This is a genomic window from Pseudomonas sp. G11-1 (genome assembly GCF_024031555.1).
Classification (GTDB): Bacteria; Pseudomonadota; Gammaproteobacteria; order Pseudomonadales; family Pseudomonadaceae; genus Halopseudomonas; species Halopseudomonas bauzanensis.
Genome location: NZ_QEYQ01000004.1, coordinates 202,998 through 218,496 on the forward strand (window position 1 = coordinate 202,998; position 15,499 = coordinate 218,496).

The 15,499-nt window shown below is 60.1% G+C and carries 16 protein-coding genes; 9 read left to right on the forward strand and 7 right to left on the reverse strand.

What is annotated here, in order from left to right:
* Positions 1 to 33 precede the first annotated feature (33 nt).
* Positions 34 to 492 carry a DUF4112 domain-containing protein gene (locus DHB74_RS13360; protein ID WP_280165187.1) on the reverse strand — a complete coding sequence of 153 codons (459 nt, stop codon included), beginning with the start codon at positions 490 to 492 and terminating at the stop codon, positions 34 to 36.
* 97 nt (positions 493 to 589) lie between these two features.
* On the opposite strand from DHB74_RS13360, the gene DHB74_RS13365 reads away from it, so the two are divergent.
* The 5 genes from DHB74_RS13365 to DHB74_RS13385 all read left to right on the forward strand — a co-directional run bounded on the left by DHB74_RS13365 (position 590) and on the right by DHB74_RS13385 (position 5,877).
* Positions 590 to 1,843: an RNA polymerase sigma factor gene (locus tag DHB74_RS13365; protein ID WP_499161697.1), complete on the forward strand. Its 1,254-nt coding sequence runs from the start codon at positions 590 to 592 to the stop codon at positions 1,841 to 1,843.
* 89 nt (positions 1,844 to 1,932) lie between these two features.
* Positions 1,933 to 2,787 (forward strand): YciI family protein, encoded by an 855-nt coding sequence (locus tag DHB74_RS13370; protein WP_499161698.1) that lies wholly within the window; start codon positions 1,933 to 1,935, stop codon positions 2,785 to 2,787.
* Positions 2,784 to 3,143 (forward strand): YciI family protein, encoded by a 360-nt coding sequence (locus DHB74_RS13375; RefSeq protein WP_036992859.1) that lies wholly within the window; start codon positions 2,784 to 2,786, stop codon positions 3,141 to 3,143. The genes DHB74_RS13370 and DHB74_RS13375 overlap by 4 nt, the downstream gene beginning before the upstream one ends.
* Positions 3,144 to 3,173: 30 nt before the next feature.
* Positions 3,174 to 3,527, forward strand: a complete 354-nt coding sequence (locus DHB74_RS13380) for a DUF1428 domain-containing protein (RefSeq protein ID WP_136869033.1) — start codon at positions 3,174 to 3,176, stop codon at positions 3,525 to 3,527.
* A 226-nt stretch (positions 3,528 to 3,753) separates the two neighbouring features.
* On the forward strand, positions 3,754 to 5,877 hold the full coding sequence (locus tag DHB74_RS13385; RefSeq protein WP_499161699.1) for a phosphatase PAP2 family protein: 2,124 nt from the start codon (positions 3,754 to 3,756) through the stop codon (positions 5,875 to 5,877).
* 99 nt (positions 5,878 to 5,976) lie between these two features.
* On the opposite strand, the gene DHB74_RS13390 is transcribed toward DHB74_RS13385, so the two are convergent.
* Together DHB74_RS13390 and DHB74_RS13395 are read right to left on the reverse strand one after the other, a co-directional pair.
* Positions 5,977 to 6,231 carry a PA2433 domain-containing protein gene (locus DHB74_RS13390; protein ID WP_136869031.1) on the reverse strand — a complete coding sequence of 85 codons (255 nt, stop codon included), beginning with the start codon at positions 6,229 to 6,231 and terminating at the stop codon, positions 5,977 to 5,979.
* 54 nt (positions 6,232 to 6,285) lie between these two features.
* On the reverse strand, positions 6,286 to 7,257 hold the full coding sequence (locus DHB74_RS13395; RefSeq protein ID WP_499161700.1) for an AraC family transcriptional regulator: 972 nt from the start codon (positions 7,255 to 7,257) through the stop codon (positions 6,286 to 6,288).
* Between the two features lie 328 nt (positions 7,258 to 7,585).
* Between DHB74_RS13395 and DHB74_RS13400 the strand changes: the two genes are divergently transcribed.
* From DHB74_RS13400 to DHB74_RS13410, 3 genes are all read left to right on the forward strand, one after another.
* Entirely contained in the window at positions 7,586 to 8,740 is a 1,155-nt protein-coding gene (locus DHB74_RS13400; protein WP_499161701.1) for an efflux RND transporter periplasmic adaptor subunit, read from the forward strand.
* A gap of 76 nt (positions 8,741 to 8,816) precedes the next feature.
* Complete coding sequence (locus DHB74_RS13405) at positions 8,817 to 12,002, forward strand: efflux RND transporter permease subunit (RefSeq protein ID WP_499161702.1); 3,186 nt, start codon at positions 8,817 to 8,819, stop codon at positions 12,000 to 12,002.
* Positions 11,995 to 13,410 carry an efflux transporter outer membrane subunit gene (locus tag DHB74_RS13410; RefSeq protein WP_499161703.1) on the forward strand — a complete coding sequence of 472 codons (1,416 nt, stop codon included), beginning with the start codon at positions 11,995 to 11,997 and terminating at the stop codon, positions 13,408 to 13,410. Before DHB74_RS13405 ends, DHB74_RS13410 begins: the two co-directional genes overlap by 8 nt.
* Before the next feature lie 239 nt (positions 13,411 to 13,649).
* Here the strand turns inward: DHB74_RS13410 and DHB74_RS13415 are convergent, their stop codons facing one another.
* Both DHB74_RS13415 and DHB74_RS13420 read right to left on the reverse strand, forming a co-directional pair.
* Positions 13,650 to 13,880: a VF530 family protein gene (locus tag DHB74_RS13415; RefSeq protein WP_105646366.1), complete on the reverse strand. Its 231-nt coding sequence runs from the start codon at positions 13,878 to 13,880 to the stop codon at positions 13,650 to 13,652.
* A gap of 68 nt (positions 13,881 to 13,948) precedes the next feature.
* Positions 13,949 to 14,086, reverse strand: coding sequence for a hypothetical protein (locus tag DHB74_RS13420; protein ID WP_499161744.1), 138 nt, complete (start codon positions 14,084 to 14,086; stop codon positions 13,949 to 13,951).
* Positions 14,087 to 14,277: 191 nt separating this feature from the next.
* On the opposite strand from DHB74_RS13420, the gene DHB74_RS13425 reads away from it, so the two are divergent.
* Positions 14,278 to 14,607 (forward strand): YegP family protein, encoded by a 330-nt coding sequence (locus DHB74_RS13425; RefSeq protein WP_136869026.1) that lies wholly within the window; start codon positions 14,278 to 14,280, stop codon positions 14,605 to 14,607.
* A gap of 116 nt (positions 14,608 to 14,723) precedes the next feature.
* On the opposite strand, the gene DHB74_RS13430 is transcribed toward DHB74_RS13425, so the two are convergent.
* Together DHB74_RS13430 and DHB74_RS13435 are read right to left on the reverse strand one after the other, a co-directional pair.
* On the reverse strand, positions 14,724 to 15,092 hold the full coding sequence (locus tag DHB74_RS13430) for a barstar family protein (protein ID WP_499161704.1): 369 nt from the start codon (positions 15,090 to 15,092) through the stop codon (positions 14,724 to 14,726).
* Between the two features lies 1 nt (position 15,093).
* Positions 15,094 to 15,489, reverse strand: a complete 396-nt coding sequence (locus tag DHB74_RS13435) for a guanyl-specific ribonuclease (protein ID WP_499161705.1) — start codon at positions 15,487 to 15,489, stop codon at positions 15,094 to 15,096.
* Positions 15,490 to 15,499: the final 10 nt, after the last annotated feature.

Sequence of the window (15,499 nt, forward strand, 5' to 3'; positions counted from 1 at the left end):
GGACTCAATATAACCTGATCAACTTCCCCGCTTTCACAGCAATATCACCACCCCGCCAATAACCACGGCAAACAGCACAGACAAACCAACCAATACCTTCCAGGGAAAAGTTGCCGGGGGCGGCTCTATGGCGAGTTGCTCGTTCAGATAGTTTCTCAGCAGGCGAGTATTGCGTGTATTGGCCTTGTAGATAGCATCAAAGGCATCCCCCACCACCGGTATCAGGCCACCAACAAAGTCGATGCCGATATTACGCAGCATCTGCCGCTTCACCTTGCTACTCGCCCCCGCCCGCTGTGCTTCCAACAGCACGTAGCCAGACATTATCAAGCCAATCAGATCACCAATACCCGGCACCAGGCCAATAATGGCCTCGACTCCAATCTTGAACCGCGTGAAAGGCAGACCAATGCTGCTATCAGTGAAACGGCTGAATTTATCGAGCCGCTCGAGTATGGCGCGTTGTTCGGCTGCGGATGGCTGCTTGGGCATCATGGTTCCGGTAGCAAAAGGGTGTCAGATCAATATAGGCTCAATATTCGCAGCAAGCGTTGCCATACTGCAGTTCACGACAGATGAGCTATCGATTATGAGTGTCATGCCCGCTTCTCCCGCCCACATCGAGCAGATTTATCGGGACCATTCTCGCCGGGTCCTGGCGACGCTGATCCGCTTGCTCAACGACTTCAATCTGGCCGAGGAGTGTCTGCAGGAAGCCTTCATAGCGGCTCTACGGCAATGGCCGCAGAATGGCATTCCGGATAACCCCACCGCGTGGCTGATCAGCACCGGCCACCGGCGCGGCATCGACCAGATCCGCCGCAACCAGACAGTGCGCCGCCATGCGCATCTGGTGGAGTCTGACGACCCATCGACGGTGGAAGCTGACGAAATATCCATCGATGATGATCTGCTGCGATTGCTATTCACCTGCTGCCATCCAGCGCTGGCCATGGAAGCGCGGGTGGCGCTGACCCTGCGGGAAATGTGCGGCCTCACTACCGAGCAGGTTGCCCGTGCCCTGCTGCAGCGACCCACCACTCTGGCGCAGCGCATCGTCCGCGCCAAACGCAAGATCCGCGATGCCGGCATTCCCTACAAGGTGCCGGACCAGCATGAGCTGCCGCAACGGCTCCCCGATGTGCTCAAGGTGATCTACCTCGTTTTCAATGAAGGCTACTCACGTAGCGAAGGGCAGCATATCCTCGATGTCAGCCTCGTGGATGAGGCCATCCAGTTGGCCGAATCACTCGCTCGGCTGCTGCCTCACGGAGAGGTGTTCGGGCTCGCCGCGCTGATGTATCTGCAGCACTCGCGCCGGGATGCCCGCCAGGACCAGGATGGCGAACTGGTCACGCTGGAACAGCAGGATCGCAGCCTCTGGCACCAGAAGGATATTCGCCTCGGCCTTGATTGGCTGGCCCAGGCGCTGCGCCTCACGCCTGTCGCTCCTTACACGCTGCAGGCTTCCATCGCAGCGGAACACGCTACCGCCAAGAGCGCCAATGACACCAACTGGAAGCGGATCGTCCTGCTCTACGACGCCTTGCACCGGCAACAACCGTCCGCGGTAATAACCCTTAACCGGGCTGTGGCGGTGGCCATGCGCGACTCACCGCAGGACGGGTTGCGTCTGCTGGAGCAACTCAACTCCAGCAAAGAAGTCCTCAGCTATCACCTGTTTCATGCAGCGCGCGCCGATCTGCTGCGCCGTGCGGGTGACCTCGAATCGGCCCGACTGGCCTACCAGCAAGCACTCACACTGGTGGTACAGGAGCCGGAACGGCGTTTTCTGACGCGCCAACTGCGCCTACTGGAAGAGCAACTCGCCAGCCGGTCATAAAAACTTCATCAGAAAGTCGATACCGCTGTCGATCTGGTTCACATCCGCACGACTCAAGGGTAACTACCCACCAGAGGAGAGCGATAAAAATGAAATTCATGCTGATGCGCAAAGCGGACGAGGACACCGAAAAAGGCTCGTTGCCATCCGATCAGGTCTATCGAGCCATGCTCGATTACAACGAGCGCATGATCCAGGCAGGTGTATTTCTGTTCGGCAATGGCGTCCGGCCCACCAGCGAAGGTTGTCGCATCGCCTTTCGCAACGGTGAAGCCACCGTCACCCGCGGCCCTTTCACCCCCGTCTCGGACCAACTGGCCGGTTATTCTGTGCTGGAAGTGGATTCCCTGGAAGAGGCCATCGACTGGGCCAAGCAGTGGCCACGCGAAGACAGCAATGGCAACGTCACCCTGGAGCTACGGCGCTACTTCGAGCTAAGCGATTTCGAACCCGGTGCGCTCAAGGATGAACATCAGCGTCACACCAGGCTGCCGATCGAGCTGAACATCCACCTGTCATTCCCCGGCAACTGCCGTGAAGCCATGACCTTCTACCAGCAGGTCACCGGCGGCGTCCTGGAAGCCATGATTCCCTATGGTGAAACACCCGCCGCCACGGAAGTGCCGGCCGAGCTGGCCGACCGGATCATCCACGCCTCCCTGAACATTCGTGGCCGACGCCTGATGGGCGCAGACATGGCTGGCGATTGTCATCAGGCGATGCAGGGCAGCTGCGTTCATCTGGAATTCGACACCCTGGAACGCGCCGCCGAAGTATTCGATCAGTTGCAGCAGGGCGGTCAGATCATCATGCCCTTCGAAGAAACCTTCTGGGCCAAGCGCTTCGGCATGACCACCGACCGCTTCGGCACCCATTGGATGATCGGTTACGGCACCGGTCAATGTCCCCAAAACGCAAACACAGAGGAGGTTAACGCACCATGAAATATGTCGCGCTGGTGTACTACCAGGAGAGCCTTATCGAAGCCATGACCGAGCAGGAATGGCATGACCTCAACCAGGAATGCATCGCCGGGGTCGAACGGCTGACCGCCGAGGGCAAGTACGTCACCGGTCAGCCACTGCAACCCGTGACAACCGCCACCACAATCCGGGTGCGCAACGGCGAGACGCTGATTACCGATGGTCCCTTTGCCGAGACCAAGGAGCAGCTCGCCGGCTTCTACCTGCTCGAGGCCAATGACCTGGACGACGCAATCCGACTCGCCAGCCGCATTCCGCCGGCGCGCCTGGGCAGTATCGAAGTACGGCCCACCCGTGAACTACCACCGAAAGACTGAACATCCAGAACAGCGGAACAGGAGATCGACATGAACTACATTGATGGCTTTGTCGCCGCGGTGCCCACCGCCAATCAGGAAGCCTATATCCACCACGCCCGCCTGGCTGCCCAGGTCTTCAAGGAACATGGCGCACTGCGGGTAACGGAGTGCTGGGGTGATGATGTGCCCGAGGGCCAGACCACATCCTTTTCCATGGCCGTGAAGCGCCAGCCCGAGGAAACGGTGGTCTTTGCCTGGATCGAATGGCCCTCCCGCGAGGTACGGGATGCCGGCATGGCCAAGGTCATGGAGGACCCCCGCCTGCAACCGGACGCCAATCCCATGCCCTTCGACGGCAAGCGCCTGATCTATGGTGGCTTCCGCATGCTGTTGGATGAGTGAATCTGTTCCATCCCCCAGCCGGGAACTGTCAGCAAGGAAAACAATCCTGACTGAAACGGGTCATGCGCTGAAGCATGACCCGTTTACATCCCCTGGCTCCTGCCTTGAAACTGCAATAGCCACGTAACACAGCCTTCCTATAGTGCCACGCTAGACACGTCGCTGCGCTGCAGCAGCAGTCGCACCTCACTTGCGCGTTTCATTCAGCCCTGAAAGCGAGACACTCATGCACTATCACTCCCTACGTGGCGCCCTGCCGGCACGCCTGGCTTTGGCGATTGCGGTCGCCATGTCCCTGTCCGCATGCAAAAGCAGCAGCTCGAGCAACGACCGCTCACCCATCGCAATTGAAAAACCTGCCAAGCCTGCCGGTTTGGACAACGAGCAGACCGTCGCCCTGCCCGAAGTCAGCTATCCATTACCCGCCATCCGCTTTGCGGACAATAACGCAGATGGCACCGCCCGCTGGGTATTGGCTGACAACCCCATGGCCCACCTCCTGGACGGTATCAATTCCATATGGCAGGGCACCTCGGATCATTACCAGCAAGGCGCATCCGGTGACGGTCCAGACCATTATCTGGCTGACCCCATCGTCGATGCCGCAGCCTGGGAAGCCAACATTCAATATGTGATCGACGTCACCAAGGACCGGTCCGATGATGAAGCGATCCTGGCCTTTCTCGATGACGTACGGTCAAAGAACTACAGCGTCATCGATGGCCTCGGGCCGCTGACCGAAGCTTACGTAGCAGCCTCCGGCGCCTATACCGATATTCCGGTACCCAGCGTCAGTCAGGTTCTGCAGGACGAGCACTTTCAATCCGGCGTGAATGACGGAATCGCCTGGGCCGGAGATCAGAACGCCCCGGAACTGGGCGCCGTGGTGCGCCTGGTCGACGCCTTCCGCCAGCGCTCGCCAGCCTCGACCAATGCGTCCAAATACATCTTCTCGACCCCGCGCCCCTGGCGCATGAACGATCTCGGCGAGATCGAGTATCTCGGCACCGACAAGAACTACCAGTGCATGGATTCCAGCGGAACAACAACCAGCCGCGTCATCGACACCTATATCACCAGCGTCAGCGTCGTCCCCGGCCTGATGTGCGCCCGCCGTCAGCACAGCGCCGGCGATTACGATAAAGGCCTGTATACGATCGATACCGAGAACCGCCGCAAGGATGGCGGCTATCCCAGCGGACACACCAATGCCGGCTACCTCGCCGCCATGGCCTACGCCTACGCCCTGCCCCAGCGCTACTCGGAAATGCTCACCCGCGCCTCCCTGCTGGGTGAGAGCCGGATCATTGCCGGCATGCACTCCCCGGTTGATGTCATCGGCGGTCGTATCCATTCCATGATCGTCACCGCCCATGCGCTGAACCAGCCGCATCTTCTCGATGACGCCACGGCCGCCTACCAGGCCGCGCAGCAGTACTTCGGTGATATGGCAGCAGCCGAAGATATGGATCTGTACGAATACGCCCATCGTCCGGTGGATAACGAGCCTGGCTTGATCGATGGCGCCTTGGTTCGCACCGAGGTCTTCAATACCAGCAAGTATGACGACAACGAGCTGAACAAGGAGCTGTACCGCTTCCGCATGACCTACGGCTTGCCCCATGACGAGACCAAAGCAGGTCAGGCCCCTGTGGTACCCGAAGGTGCCGAAGCGCTGCTGGCCACCCGCCTACCCTATCTGACCGCCGAACAGCGCCGCGCAGTGCTGTACACCACCGCGATCGATTCGGGCTACCCGATACTGGACGACACCAATGGCTGGGGGCGCCTTGATCTGGTCACCGCAGCGGATGGCTACGGCGCTTTCATTGGCGACGTCACGGTCAACATGGATGCGAGCCAGGATGGCTTCAACCAGCGCGACCAGTGGCGCAACGACATTTCCGGCGAAGGCCGCCTGACCAAGGCCGGCAGCGGACACCTGGTTCTGACCGGTGAGAATATCTATACCGGCGGCACTCTGGTGCAAGGCGGCACCCTGGAAGCCGGTTCCACCAGCGCCTTCGGCGAAGGGGATCTGTATGTGGAAGACGGTACCGTGCGAGTAGACGTGGAAGGTACGCTGACGATCGTGGGGAACCTGACCATGGATGCCGGCACCCTGTCGCTGAATACCGATGGTAACGACATCCCGGTGAAAGCCAGTGGCATCGTCTATATCGATGGAGGTTCGCTGCAACTGGACTTCGCCAACACCCCTGCGACCGGCACGCAGATTACCCTGCTCTCCGGTCAGGCGGTGACCGGGGCGTTTGATAGCGTGGATGCAGGCGACGTAGACGTGGAGCTGGTTTACGACAGTAACAGTGTGGCTGCGGTCGTACTGTAACGCTGTAGCGTAAAGCGGGAGTCAGGGTCGGGAGCATAGACGTCATGTGCAACCGATCCTGATTCCGCGCCCAGAAAGGTCCTTACTCCTGCGGTGTAATCAATGGCTGTGCGGTTCCTCATCCAACAGCTCAAGCGCCTCAGCCAACACCGTTACCGACTCCTCGTGCCGCCCAGCATCGTGCAACTCCTCTCCTTGCGCACGCAACGCCACTACCTGATCCAATACCGCTTGATCGGTGGGGGGATTGTTTTCCAGGATGGCATCGATCTTTGCCATATCCTGGGGGCAATGCATGGCAAAGGCGGCAGAACTGAGCATCAATGCAGCAAAAAGCATGAATAAACGGGACATGATGATAATCCTCCGGAGGGCTCCCAGCACGCCTCAAGCATAGTTCAGAAACCCTCAGGCCGGCATACCCATGCGCGTCTCACGGCGCAGCTTGGTAACGTCTGCGCGCGGCGGCGCACCGAACATGCGGCTGTACTCGCGGCTGAAATGCGAAGGACTTTCGTAGCCGACCCGATAGCTTGCAGTGGCAGCTTCCAGCCCTTCGCTAAGCATCAACCTTCGCGCTTCGTGCAAGCGCAGCTTCTTCTGAAACTGTACCGGCGACATACGCGTGACCTGCTTGAAGCTGTGGTACAACGCCGACTCGCTCATATTCACGTCTTCCGCCAGCTCGCGCACCCGCAGGGGCTCGGCAAAACGGCTCTTGAGCACCGAAATCACCTTGGAAATACGGTGTGACTGGCTATCGGCCGAGACAAACTCACGCATACGCGGCCCCATCTCGCCAACCAGCGCGCGGTAGATGATTTCGCGCTGGATCAGGGGTGCCAGCACCTTCGCGTCGGTTGGCGAATCGAGTAGCTGCACCAGCCGGGTCATGGCATCGAGTATGCCCAGATCGATCTGGGCAATACACAGACCGCAGCCTGAATAAGGGCAGTCAGTTTGCTCGTCACTCGCCGCGGAGTCACCTAACTGCAGTACCAGATCGGCCACTTCCGCCGGATCGATGCTGATTTTTACCGCCAGATAGGGTTGCTCGGGAGAGGCGTCTATTACTCGCCCCTGCACCGGCAGATCGACACTGGACACCATATAGCTGAGCGCGCCATAAACGATTTCCCGGTCGCCCAACTCAACCGTCTTGCGGCCTTGAGCAATGACGCACAAGGAGGGTTCATACACGGTAGACACACAACCGGAGGGCGCATCGATGCGAAACAGCTCCAGGCCGGGAATGATGGTTTTGTGGATGCCCTCGGTGGTGATCCTGGATGAGACCAGATCGGCCAGTTGCCGGCACATAGGTTCGGCGGGGGGCTGTATCGAGGCAAGTTCAGGGGGCGAGTGGACAATACTGAGCATAGCAGACCTCCAGAGAGTGAAGGCAGTATATACAGGATCAGACAAGGCCCAAGCCCCGAGCCGACGATCTGCAGGAATAGGCAACAATCCAGCAGGATCGCTCAAGCTATCACGTGTAAAGCCTTGCAAAGGTGAAACAATCACGTTTTGACAATCTTCGAGAGCCGGAAAACGCAAGATTGCGAAACCGCTATAAGTAGGATCAGGCAATCATGCGGCAGTAACGCGCTACCCGTTACAACAACACTGGCTTTAATGTTCGTTCCACCACGGTGCCCCGCGCCAACGACTTGAACCAGTGATCCCTGACGGGAAGCGAGAACAGACCATGCATGCAATCCCCTTCAATCAAGCCAAAGTGGCTCTGCTCGGCGGCCTGCTGTTGCTCGTCCTGGCCGGCTGCGATGCTCGGGGCCAAGCCCAGGATAATGCTACGCCACCACCACCCGAAGTTGAGGTGGCCGAGGTCAACGCCGAGCCGGTGACCATCTGGGGTGCATTCAGCGGCCGGGTCGAAGCACCCCAGACCGTGGAACTGCGCCCGCGGGTCAGCGGGTACATTGATCAGGTCAACTTCGAAGAAGGCGAACTGGTCAGCGAAGGCGACGTGCTGTTCGTCATCGACCCACGCCCTTATAAAGCCCACGTGCAACTGGCCGAGGCCGAACTGGCACGCATGCGCAGCCAGTTGACGCTGGCCAGCAGCGAGGCGGCCCGCTCCGAACAGTTATGGGAGCGCCGGGCGATCTCTCGCGAAGAGTTCGAACAGCGCAATGCGGCGAAGACCATGGCCCAGGCCGCGGTGAATTCCGCAGCTGCGGCACTGCAAAGCGCCCAGCTGGATCTGGAATACACCCAGATCAAGGCGCCGGTCAGTGGCCGTATCGGCCGCGCCGAGGTAACCCGTGGCAACCTGGCGACCATCGATGCCACCCTGCTGGCAACTCTCGTCTCAGTTAATCCGCTGTATGTGTATTTCGAAAGTGATCAGCAGACCGCGCAGGACAACCCCCACGGTCAGGCTGTGCCGGTACGTATCGGGCTGTCGGGCCAGCAGGACTTCCCCTACCGGGGCCAACTGGACTTCGTCGACAACCAGTACAACGCACGCACCGGCACCCTGCAGTACCGCGCCCAGGTAGCCAACCCCGACGGCAAATTACGTCCCGGTCAGTTTGCCCGGGTGGAAATGCCCGTGGCCAACGCCTCCGCTGCCCTGCTGGTGGATCAGAAGGCGGTGCTGACCGACCAGGATCGCCGCTACCTGTATGTACTGGGTGACGACAACAAGGTCGAGCGGCGCACCGTGGAAACCGGCCGCCGGGTGGGCAAGCTGCTGGTCATTACCGCCGGTCTGAGCGAAGGCGAGCGGGTGGTGGTCAACGGCCTGCAGAAGATTGCGTTCCCCGGAATGGAAGTGCTGCCCCAGCGGGTAGCGATGCGCCCCGACCCGGCGCCCATGGTAGTGGCCACGGCGCCGTAACGCCCCGACCCCGCCTGCATTTTTCAATTAACTGATACGGGCGCGTCTCCCGGATGCGTTCCGGGAGACTGTTGCCGTGAATTTCTCGCGTTTCTTTGTGGACAGACCGATCTTCGCCTCGGTGTTGTCGATCATTATCTTCGTGGTCGGGCTGATCAGCATTCCACTGCTGCCGGTCAGCGAATACCCCGAGGTGGTGCCGCCCAGCGTGCTGGTCAGCGCCAGCTATCCCGGAGCCAACCCCAAGACCATTTCCGAAACCGTGGCCACGCCGTTGGAAGAAGCCATTAACGGCGTCGAGAACATGATCTACATGAAATCGGTGGCCGGCAGTGACGGCAGCCTGGCACTGACCGTAACCTTCGCTCTGGGCACCGACCCCGATCAGGCGCAGGTGCAGGTACAGAACCGGGTATCCCAGGCACTGCCGCGGCTGCCCGAGGACGTGCGCCAGCTTGGTGTAACCACCCAGAAGCAGTCACCCAATCTGATGATGGCGGTGCACCTGACCTCGCCGGATGACAGCCTGGACGCCACCTATATCCGCAACTACGCGGTACTGCATATCCGTGACGAGCTGGCGCGTATTCCCGGCGTGGGCCAGGCCGGTCTGTTTGGCTCGGGTGACTACGCCATGCGCCTGTGGATCGACCCGCAGCGCGCCGCCGCTCTGGGCGTCACCGCAGGCGATATAAGCACCGCAGTACGCGAGCAGAACATCCAAGTCTCCGCCGGCCAGATCGGCGCACCGCCCATGCCGAATGGCTCCGACCTGTTGATTTCCATCAACGCCAAGGGCCGGCTGGAGTCGGTCGAAGAGTTCGAGAATATCGTGCTGAAAACCGGTGAGCAGGGTGAGGTAACTCTGCTCAAGGACGTGGCCCGGGTCGAGCTGGCTGCCTCGCAGGATGCATTGCGCGCACTGCTGAATAACCGCCAAGCGGTTGCACTACCCATCTTCCAGGCTCCCGGCTCCAACTCGCTGGAAGTCTCGGCAGCGATACGCGAAAAAATGGCCGAGCTGGAAGATAACTTTCCACAGGGCCTCAGTTGGGAGATTGCCTACGATCCGACCGTGTTCGTCAGCACCTCCATCAAGGCTGTGATCATGACCCTGCTGGAAGCCGTCGCGCTGGTGGTACTGGTGGTGATCCTGTTCCTGCAGACCTGGCGCGCCTCGCTGATCCCCCTGCTCGCGGTGCCGGTGTCCATCGTTGGCACCTTCGCGGTCCTGCTGCTGCTGGGCTTTTCCATCAATACCCTGACCCTGTTCGCCATGGTGCTGGCGATTGGCATTGTGGTGGACGACGCCATCGTCGTGGTGGAAAACGTCGAACGTAATATCGAAGAAGGGCTGGCGCCGCTGGCGGCGGCGCATCAGGCGATGCGCGAAGTCAGCGGGCCTATCGTCGCCATCAGCCTGGTGCTCTGCGCGGTATTCGTGCCCATGGCGTTTCTGGATGGCATCACCGGTCAGTTCTACCGCCAGTTTGCGATGACCATCGCTATCGCCACGGTAATTTCCGCGATCAACTCGCTGACCCTGTCGCCCGCTCTGGCAGCAGCGCTGCTGAAGCCCCATGGGGCAGCACCGGATCTGCCGGCGCGCATCATTGATCGCCTGTTCGGTTGGATCTTCCGTCCCTTCAACCGCTTCTTTCTGCGCAACGCCCAGCGCTACGAGTCCCTGGTCGGTCGCAGCTTGAGCCGCCGCGGCTGGGTGTTCGGGATATACCTGTTATTGCTGGCTGGCACCGCCATGATGTTCACCCAGGTGCCCGGCGGCTTTATCCCCACCCAGGATAAGACCTACCTGATCGGCAGTATTCGGTTGCCCGAAGGCGCCTCGCTGGATCGTACCGAAGCCGTTGCGCGGCGGGTCAGTGAGCTGGCGATGGATACCGAGGGCGTCGCCGACGCGCTGGCCTTTGTCGGCTTCAATGCGCTGCAGGGCACCAACACGCCGAACGTCGGCACGGTGTTCATGGTATTCGACGACTTTGCCGACCGCGACCGCACCGCCCAAGAGATATCCGATGAGATCAACGCCAAGCTGGCCGACATCAACGAAGGCTTCGCCATTACCTTCATGCCGCCACCGGTGTTCGGGCTGGGCGCAGGCTCGGGGTATTCGCTCTATGTACAGGATCGACGCGGCGCCGGTTATGGCGAACTGCAAACCGCCACCAATGATCTGGCGCTGGCGCTGAGTGAAACACCGGGCATGTTCTACCCGTTCAGCTCCTACCAGGCCAACGTTCCCCAGTTGGATGCCGATGTAGACCGTATCCAGGCCAAGGCTCAGGGTGTGCGGCTGGATGATCTGTTCGGCAGCCTGCAGCTGTACTTCGGCTCGCAGTACATCAACGACTTCAACCTGTTCGGCCGCACCTACCGGGTCATGGCCCAGGCGGATGCGTCGTTCCGCGACAACCCCAGCGACATCGACCACCTGTATACCCGCAACGCCAACAACCAGATGGTGCCGCTCAATACCATGGTCACGCTACGCGAGAGCTTCGGGCCGGACCCGGTGATCCGCTACAACGGCTACCCGGCGGCAGATCTGATCGGCCAATCCGACCCCGCCCTGCTATCTTCGGCGCAGACCCTGGCCGCGGTCATGGGCGTGGCCGGTGAGGTGTTGCCAGCCGGCATGTCATTGGAATGGACCGACCTGAGCTTTCAGCAGGTTACCCAGGGCAATGCCGCCATGGTGGTCTTCCCGGTGGCCCTGCTGCTGGTGTTCCTGGTACTCGCCGCGCTGTATGAAAGCTGGGTAATGCCGCTGGCGGTGATCCTGATCGTGCCCATGTGTCTGCTCGCTGCGCTGTTTGGCGTGTGGCTGGTAGACGGCGATAACAACATCTTCGTGCAGGTCGGCCTGGTAGTGCTGATGGGCCTGGCGTGCAAGAACGCCATCCTCATCGTCGAGTTCGCCCGTGAACTCGAACTGCAAGGGCGCGACACCATCAGCGCCGCGCTGGAAGCCAGCCGCCTGCGGCTGCGCCCGATCATCATGACCTCGGTCGCCTTTATCGCCGGCGTCGTGCCGCTGGTACTGGCCACTGGTGCGGGTGCCGAAGTGCGTAACGCCATGGGCATCACCGTGTTCACCGGCATGATCGGCGTAACCCTGTTCGGCCTGCTGCTGACACCGGTGTTTTATGTCGCGCTGCGGACGCTGGCCAAGCATTTTGAGAAGGCAGAAAAGCCTGAAAGCGATGTACAAGCAGAACTTGAAGGAGCGTCACATGAGTAAGCTGGCAGGTATCTTTTCGATGGCAGCGCTGCTCAGTGCCTGCGCCGTAGGCCCGGATTATCAGCCGCCTGAGCCAGTACAGCTGGAGCAGTTTGCCCACGACCAGGCAACCACAGAGGCTGCCGGAGCGGCGCTGGAACGCAACGAACAGCAGTTCTGGCAAGGCTTTGCCGACCCCCTGTTGGCCGACCTGATCAAGCAAACCATGGCCGACAACCAGAGCCTGCAGGCTGCCCTGGCCCGCTATCAGGAAGCTGAAGCCCTGCTGCGCGGTTCGCGCCGGGATCAGTTACCCAGCGTCACCGCCGGTGCCAATGTTGCCGGCCAACGCCTGGCAGAAGTGGAGCGCACTCAGCCGGGTCAGGAGCGAGTGGAGTTATACCAGGCCGGAGTCGCGCTCAGTTGGGAACTGGACCTGTTCGGGCGACTGCGCCGCGCCACCGAGGCCAGCGAAGCACAGTTGCAGGCCGCCGGTGCAGACCAGCAGACCCTGCAGGTAGCGCTGGCGGGCCAGATGGCCAGCAGCTACTTCCAGCTGCGCGGCCTGCAACAGCAACTGCGGGTAGCCGAGGAGAACGTCAGCCTGCAGCAGGCCTCGCTGGATATCGTCAACGCACGACTGGAAGCCGGCCGCGGCACCCTGTTCGATCAGGTGCGGGCCCGCGCCCAGCTGGATGCCACCCGGGCAGAGATACCCCAACTCAAAGCCGACATAGGCGCCGCCATGCACCGTATCGGCGTATTGACCGGCCAGACACCCACCGCACTGGTTTCCCTGCTTGAAGTCCCTGCGGACCTACCGGACAGTCGGCCGTCCATTGCGGCAGGCAGCCCCGGTGATGTACTGCGCCGCCGCCCGGATATCCAGGCCGCTGAACGGCGACTGGCCGCAGCCAACGCCCGCATCGGCATCGCGACCGCCGACCTGTTCCCCCGCTTCACCCTAGGTGCCCTGCTCGGCTCCCTGGCTGGCACCGGGTCAGACCTCTTTACCGGCGGCGCCCAAACCGGGCGCGTCGCCTTGGGTATCGACTGGTCCTTTCTTGATCGGGCCATGGTTCAGGCACGCATAGACGCCGCCGACGCCCGCTACGCAGAACTGCTCGCCGACTACCGGCAGACAGTGCTGCTGGCACTGGAAGAAACAGAAACCTGGCTGCTGCGCTACCAGCAATCCCACGAACGCACGGCGTTGCTGCAAAGCGCCACCGACGCCGCCACCCAGGCCGTGGAGCAGGCGCGTGACCGTTATGATCAGGGCTTTATCGGCTACTTCGAACTGTTGGCAGCGGAGCAGGAACTGACCGCCATGCGGGATAACCTGGTGCAGAGCCAGACAGCCATGGTGCTGGCGATGGTGAATGTGTATCGGGCGTTGGCTGGGGCACCGGTTCCGTCAAGCGTATGATCTGTGGAACTCCAGACTACCCGGGCGCACCTCAATCTTCCGATGCTTCATCTGCACTTCCGATCCATGCGCCAGAGCCGCCTTCCACCTTGGCACCTTCTTCGTAGCGACTTGCATTGGGCAGGAATTTACATTTTTATGCGCGTAAAAATGGATAAATTCACACTTTTATGCGCGTAAAAATGTACGGCTTTGCTGCAAAGCACCAGCTCTCTCCAATTACAAACGCCTGCCCAGGCTTAGTAAGCTTTACCGTGAAAGGTTGAAACATACAGTTTCTCTACCTTGTCCCGGGCCCATTGGGTCTTACGCAAAAACTTCAGGGATGATTTGATTGACTGATCATTCTTGAAGCAGTTGATATCGACCCGCAGAGCCAGGCCGTCCCAACCGTAGTGGCCTTGCAACCGGGTAACAACCTGCTCCAGCGTGACGCCATGCAAGGGGTCGTTCGATCTTTGTTCAGTCATCTGTTCCTCACTCCGAGGCGGCTGCAGCGTTGCCTGCTCGGACTATTTCAATCAGTGCATTCAGTGCATCAGTAGCCGTAAAGATCTCCAGCAATGTGACCGCCCACATTATCGATGGTCACACTGCCAACCCTTCTCTCCGACATGAGATACGCCACCTCATCCGGCGGCGTGTCTGCAGTTACGCACAGCGGATCAGCCGCCATGATATCGGAAGCCCGCAGCTGAAACTTCTCCGCAGCACCAAAACCCGAGAAAAGCCGCACTGCCCGCGGTGCGGCGAGCCGCCTCAAGGCAATCTTTTGTGCAGTCCGGCATTAGCGAAGCGGCAAACTCTGAGCTTTAATTGACACAATGAACCGACATTCGCCGTGGTTCATTTTTCCAGGAGAACAATATGGCAGGTAAATTTGAGGTCTATCAGGACAAGGCTGGTGAATACCGCTTCCGACTCAAGGCATCCAATGGGCAGAACATCCTTGCCAGTGAAGGGTACAAAACCAAAGCCAGTTGTATGAACGGTGTCGAATCAGTCAAGGCCAACGCCCCGGAAGACGGCCGCTACGAGCGCAAGGAGTCCAGCTCTGGCAAGTTCATGTTCAATCTCAAGGCAGCAAACCACCAGATCATCGGCTCCAGCCAGCTATATGAATCAACAGCGTCCCGCGACAACGGTATCGAGTCCGTCAAGAAGAACGCCCCCGAGGCCACAGTAACAGAGGTCTGATGAGTTCCCCCTCTCCCGGCACTGGGAGAAGGGGAGTTCCCCTGTTACTGCAAAGCGTCATACCTGGCTTTTCTCCCGGCACTCGCTCGTGCTCAGTTCAAGCCGCTCGAGTCGAGTCACTCGACCTGTGCATCACTGTATATCTCCACCCGCAATCCATGCTCCCGGGACTCAGCATAAGCACACAGGTCCGCCATCAACTGAATCCAGTCTGCCAGATCTGCTTTATCCACCTCCGCCGCGCCATCAATTGAAAAACGCCAGAGCGCAGGTGCTGTTAGCTGATCCACCTCATCAAGCAACAGGTCATAGGCCGCATCCCAGTTTCCACCGAAATAATCCGGAAAACGGAAGGACTCGCTGAGCGCCCGCAGCAGGGTCGACTTGTTCAGCTTGTTACCTGCATCCAGCGCGATGGCCGGTTGATCAAGCTGGCCTCTGGACCGCCAGGTGATTGCCGCTGGCTGGCTGGCTGCTGTGCTCATCTCAGTGCCCCTTGATGCGGGTGAAGGAACGGTAATGATCCTCCGTGTAATAGAACTCCACAGGCGGATTGCCACCCGTCACCACTCGCCGCGGGCCACGGTGTGATAAGCCCGGCGTGTCCACCGTGTATTCCCGGTAGTACCCCCTCGGCTTGATCGGCAACAGCCGTTCCCGATTTTCAAAGGTGATGCCATCACGCTGATAGGGAAACGGCCCATTCCGACTAATCCGCTCCAAAGTGTTGTGCAGTTGCTGGTCCTGCGCCGACAGCTGCGAGTGGTTGGCAGCGCCGGACTGAGTAACGCCGGCGCCATCAAGCAAGCCATCGAGATGCCCACCCTGCTGAAGTTGGAACAGGCCAAAAGCAAAGGCCAGAACAAGTAGAATTTTCTTCACGGTATGCACT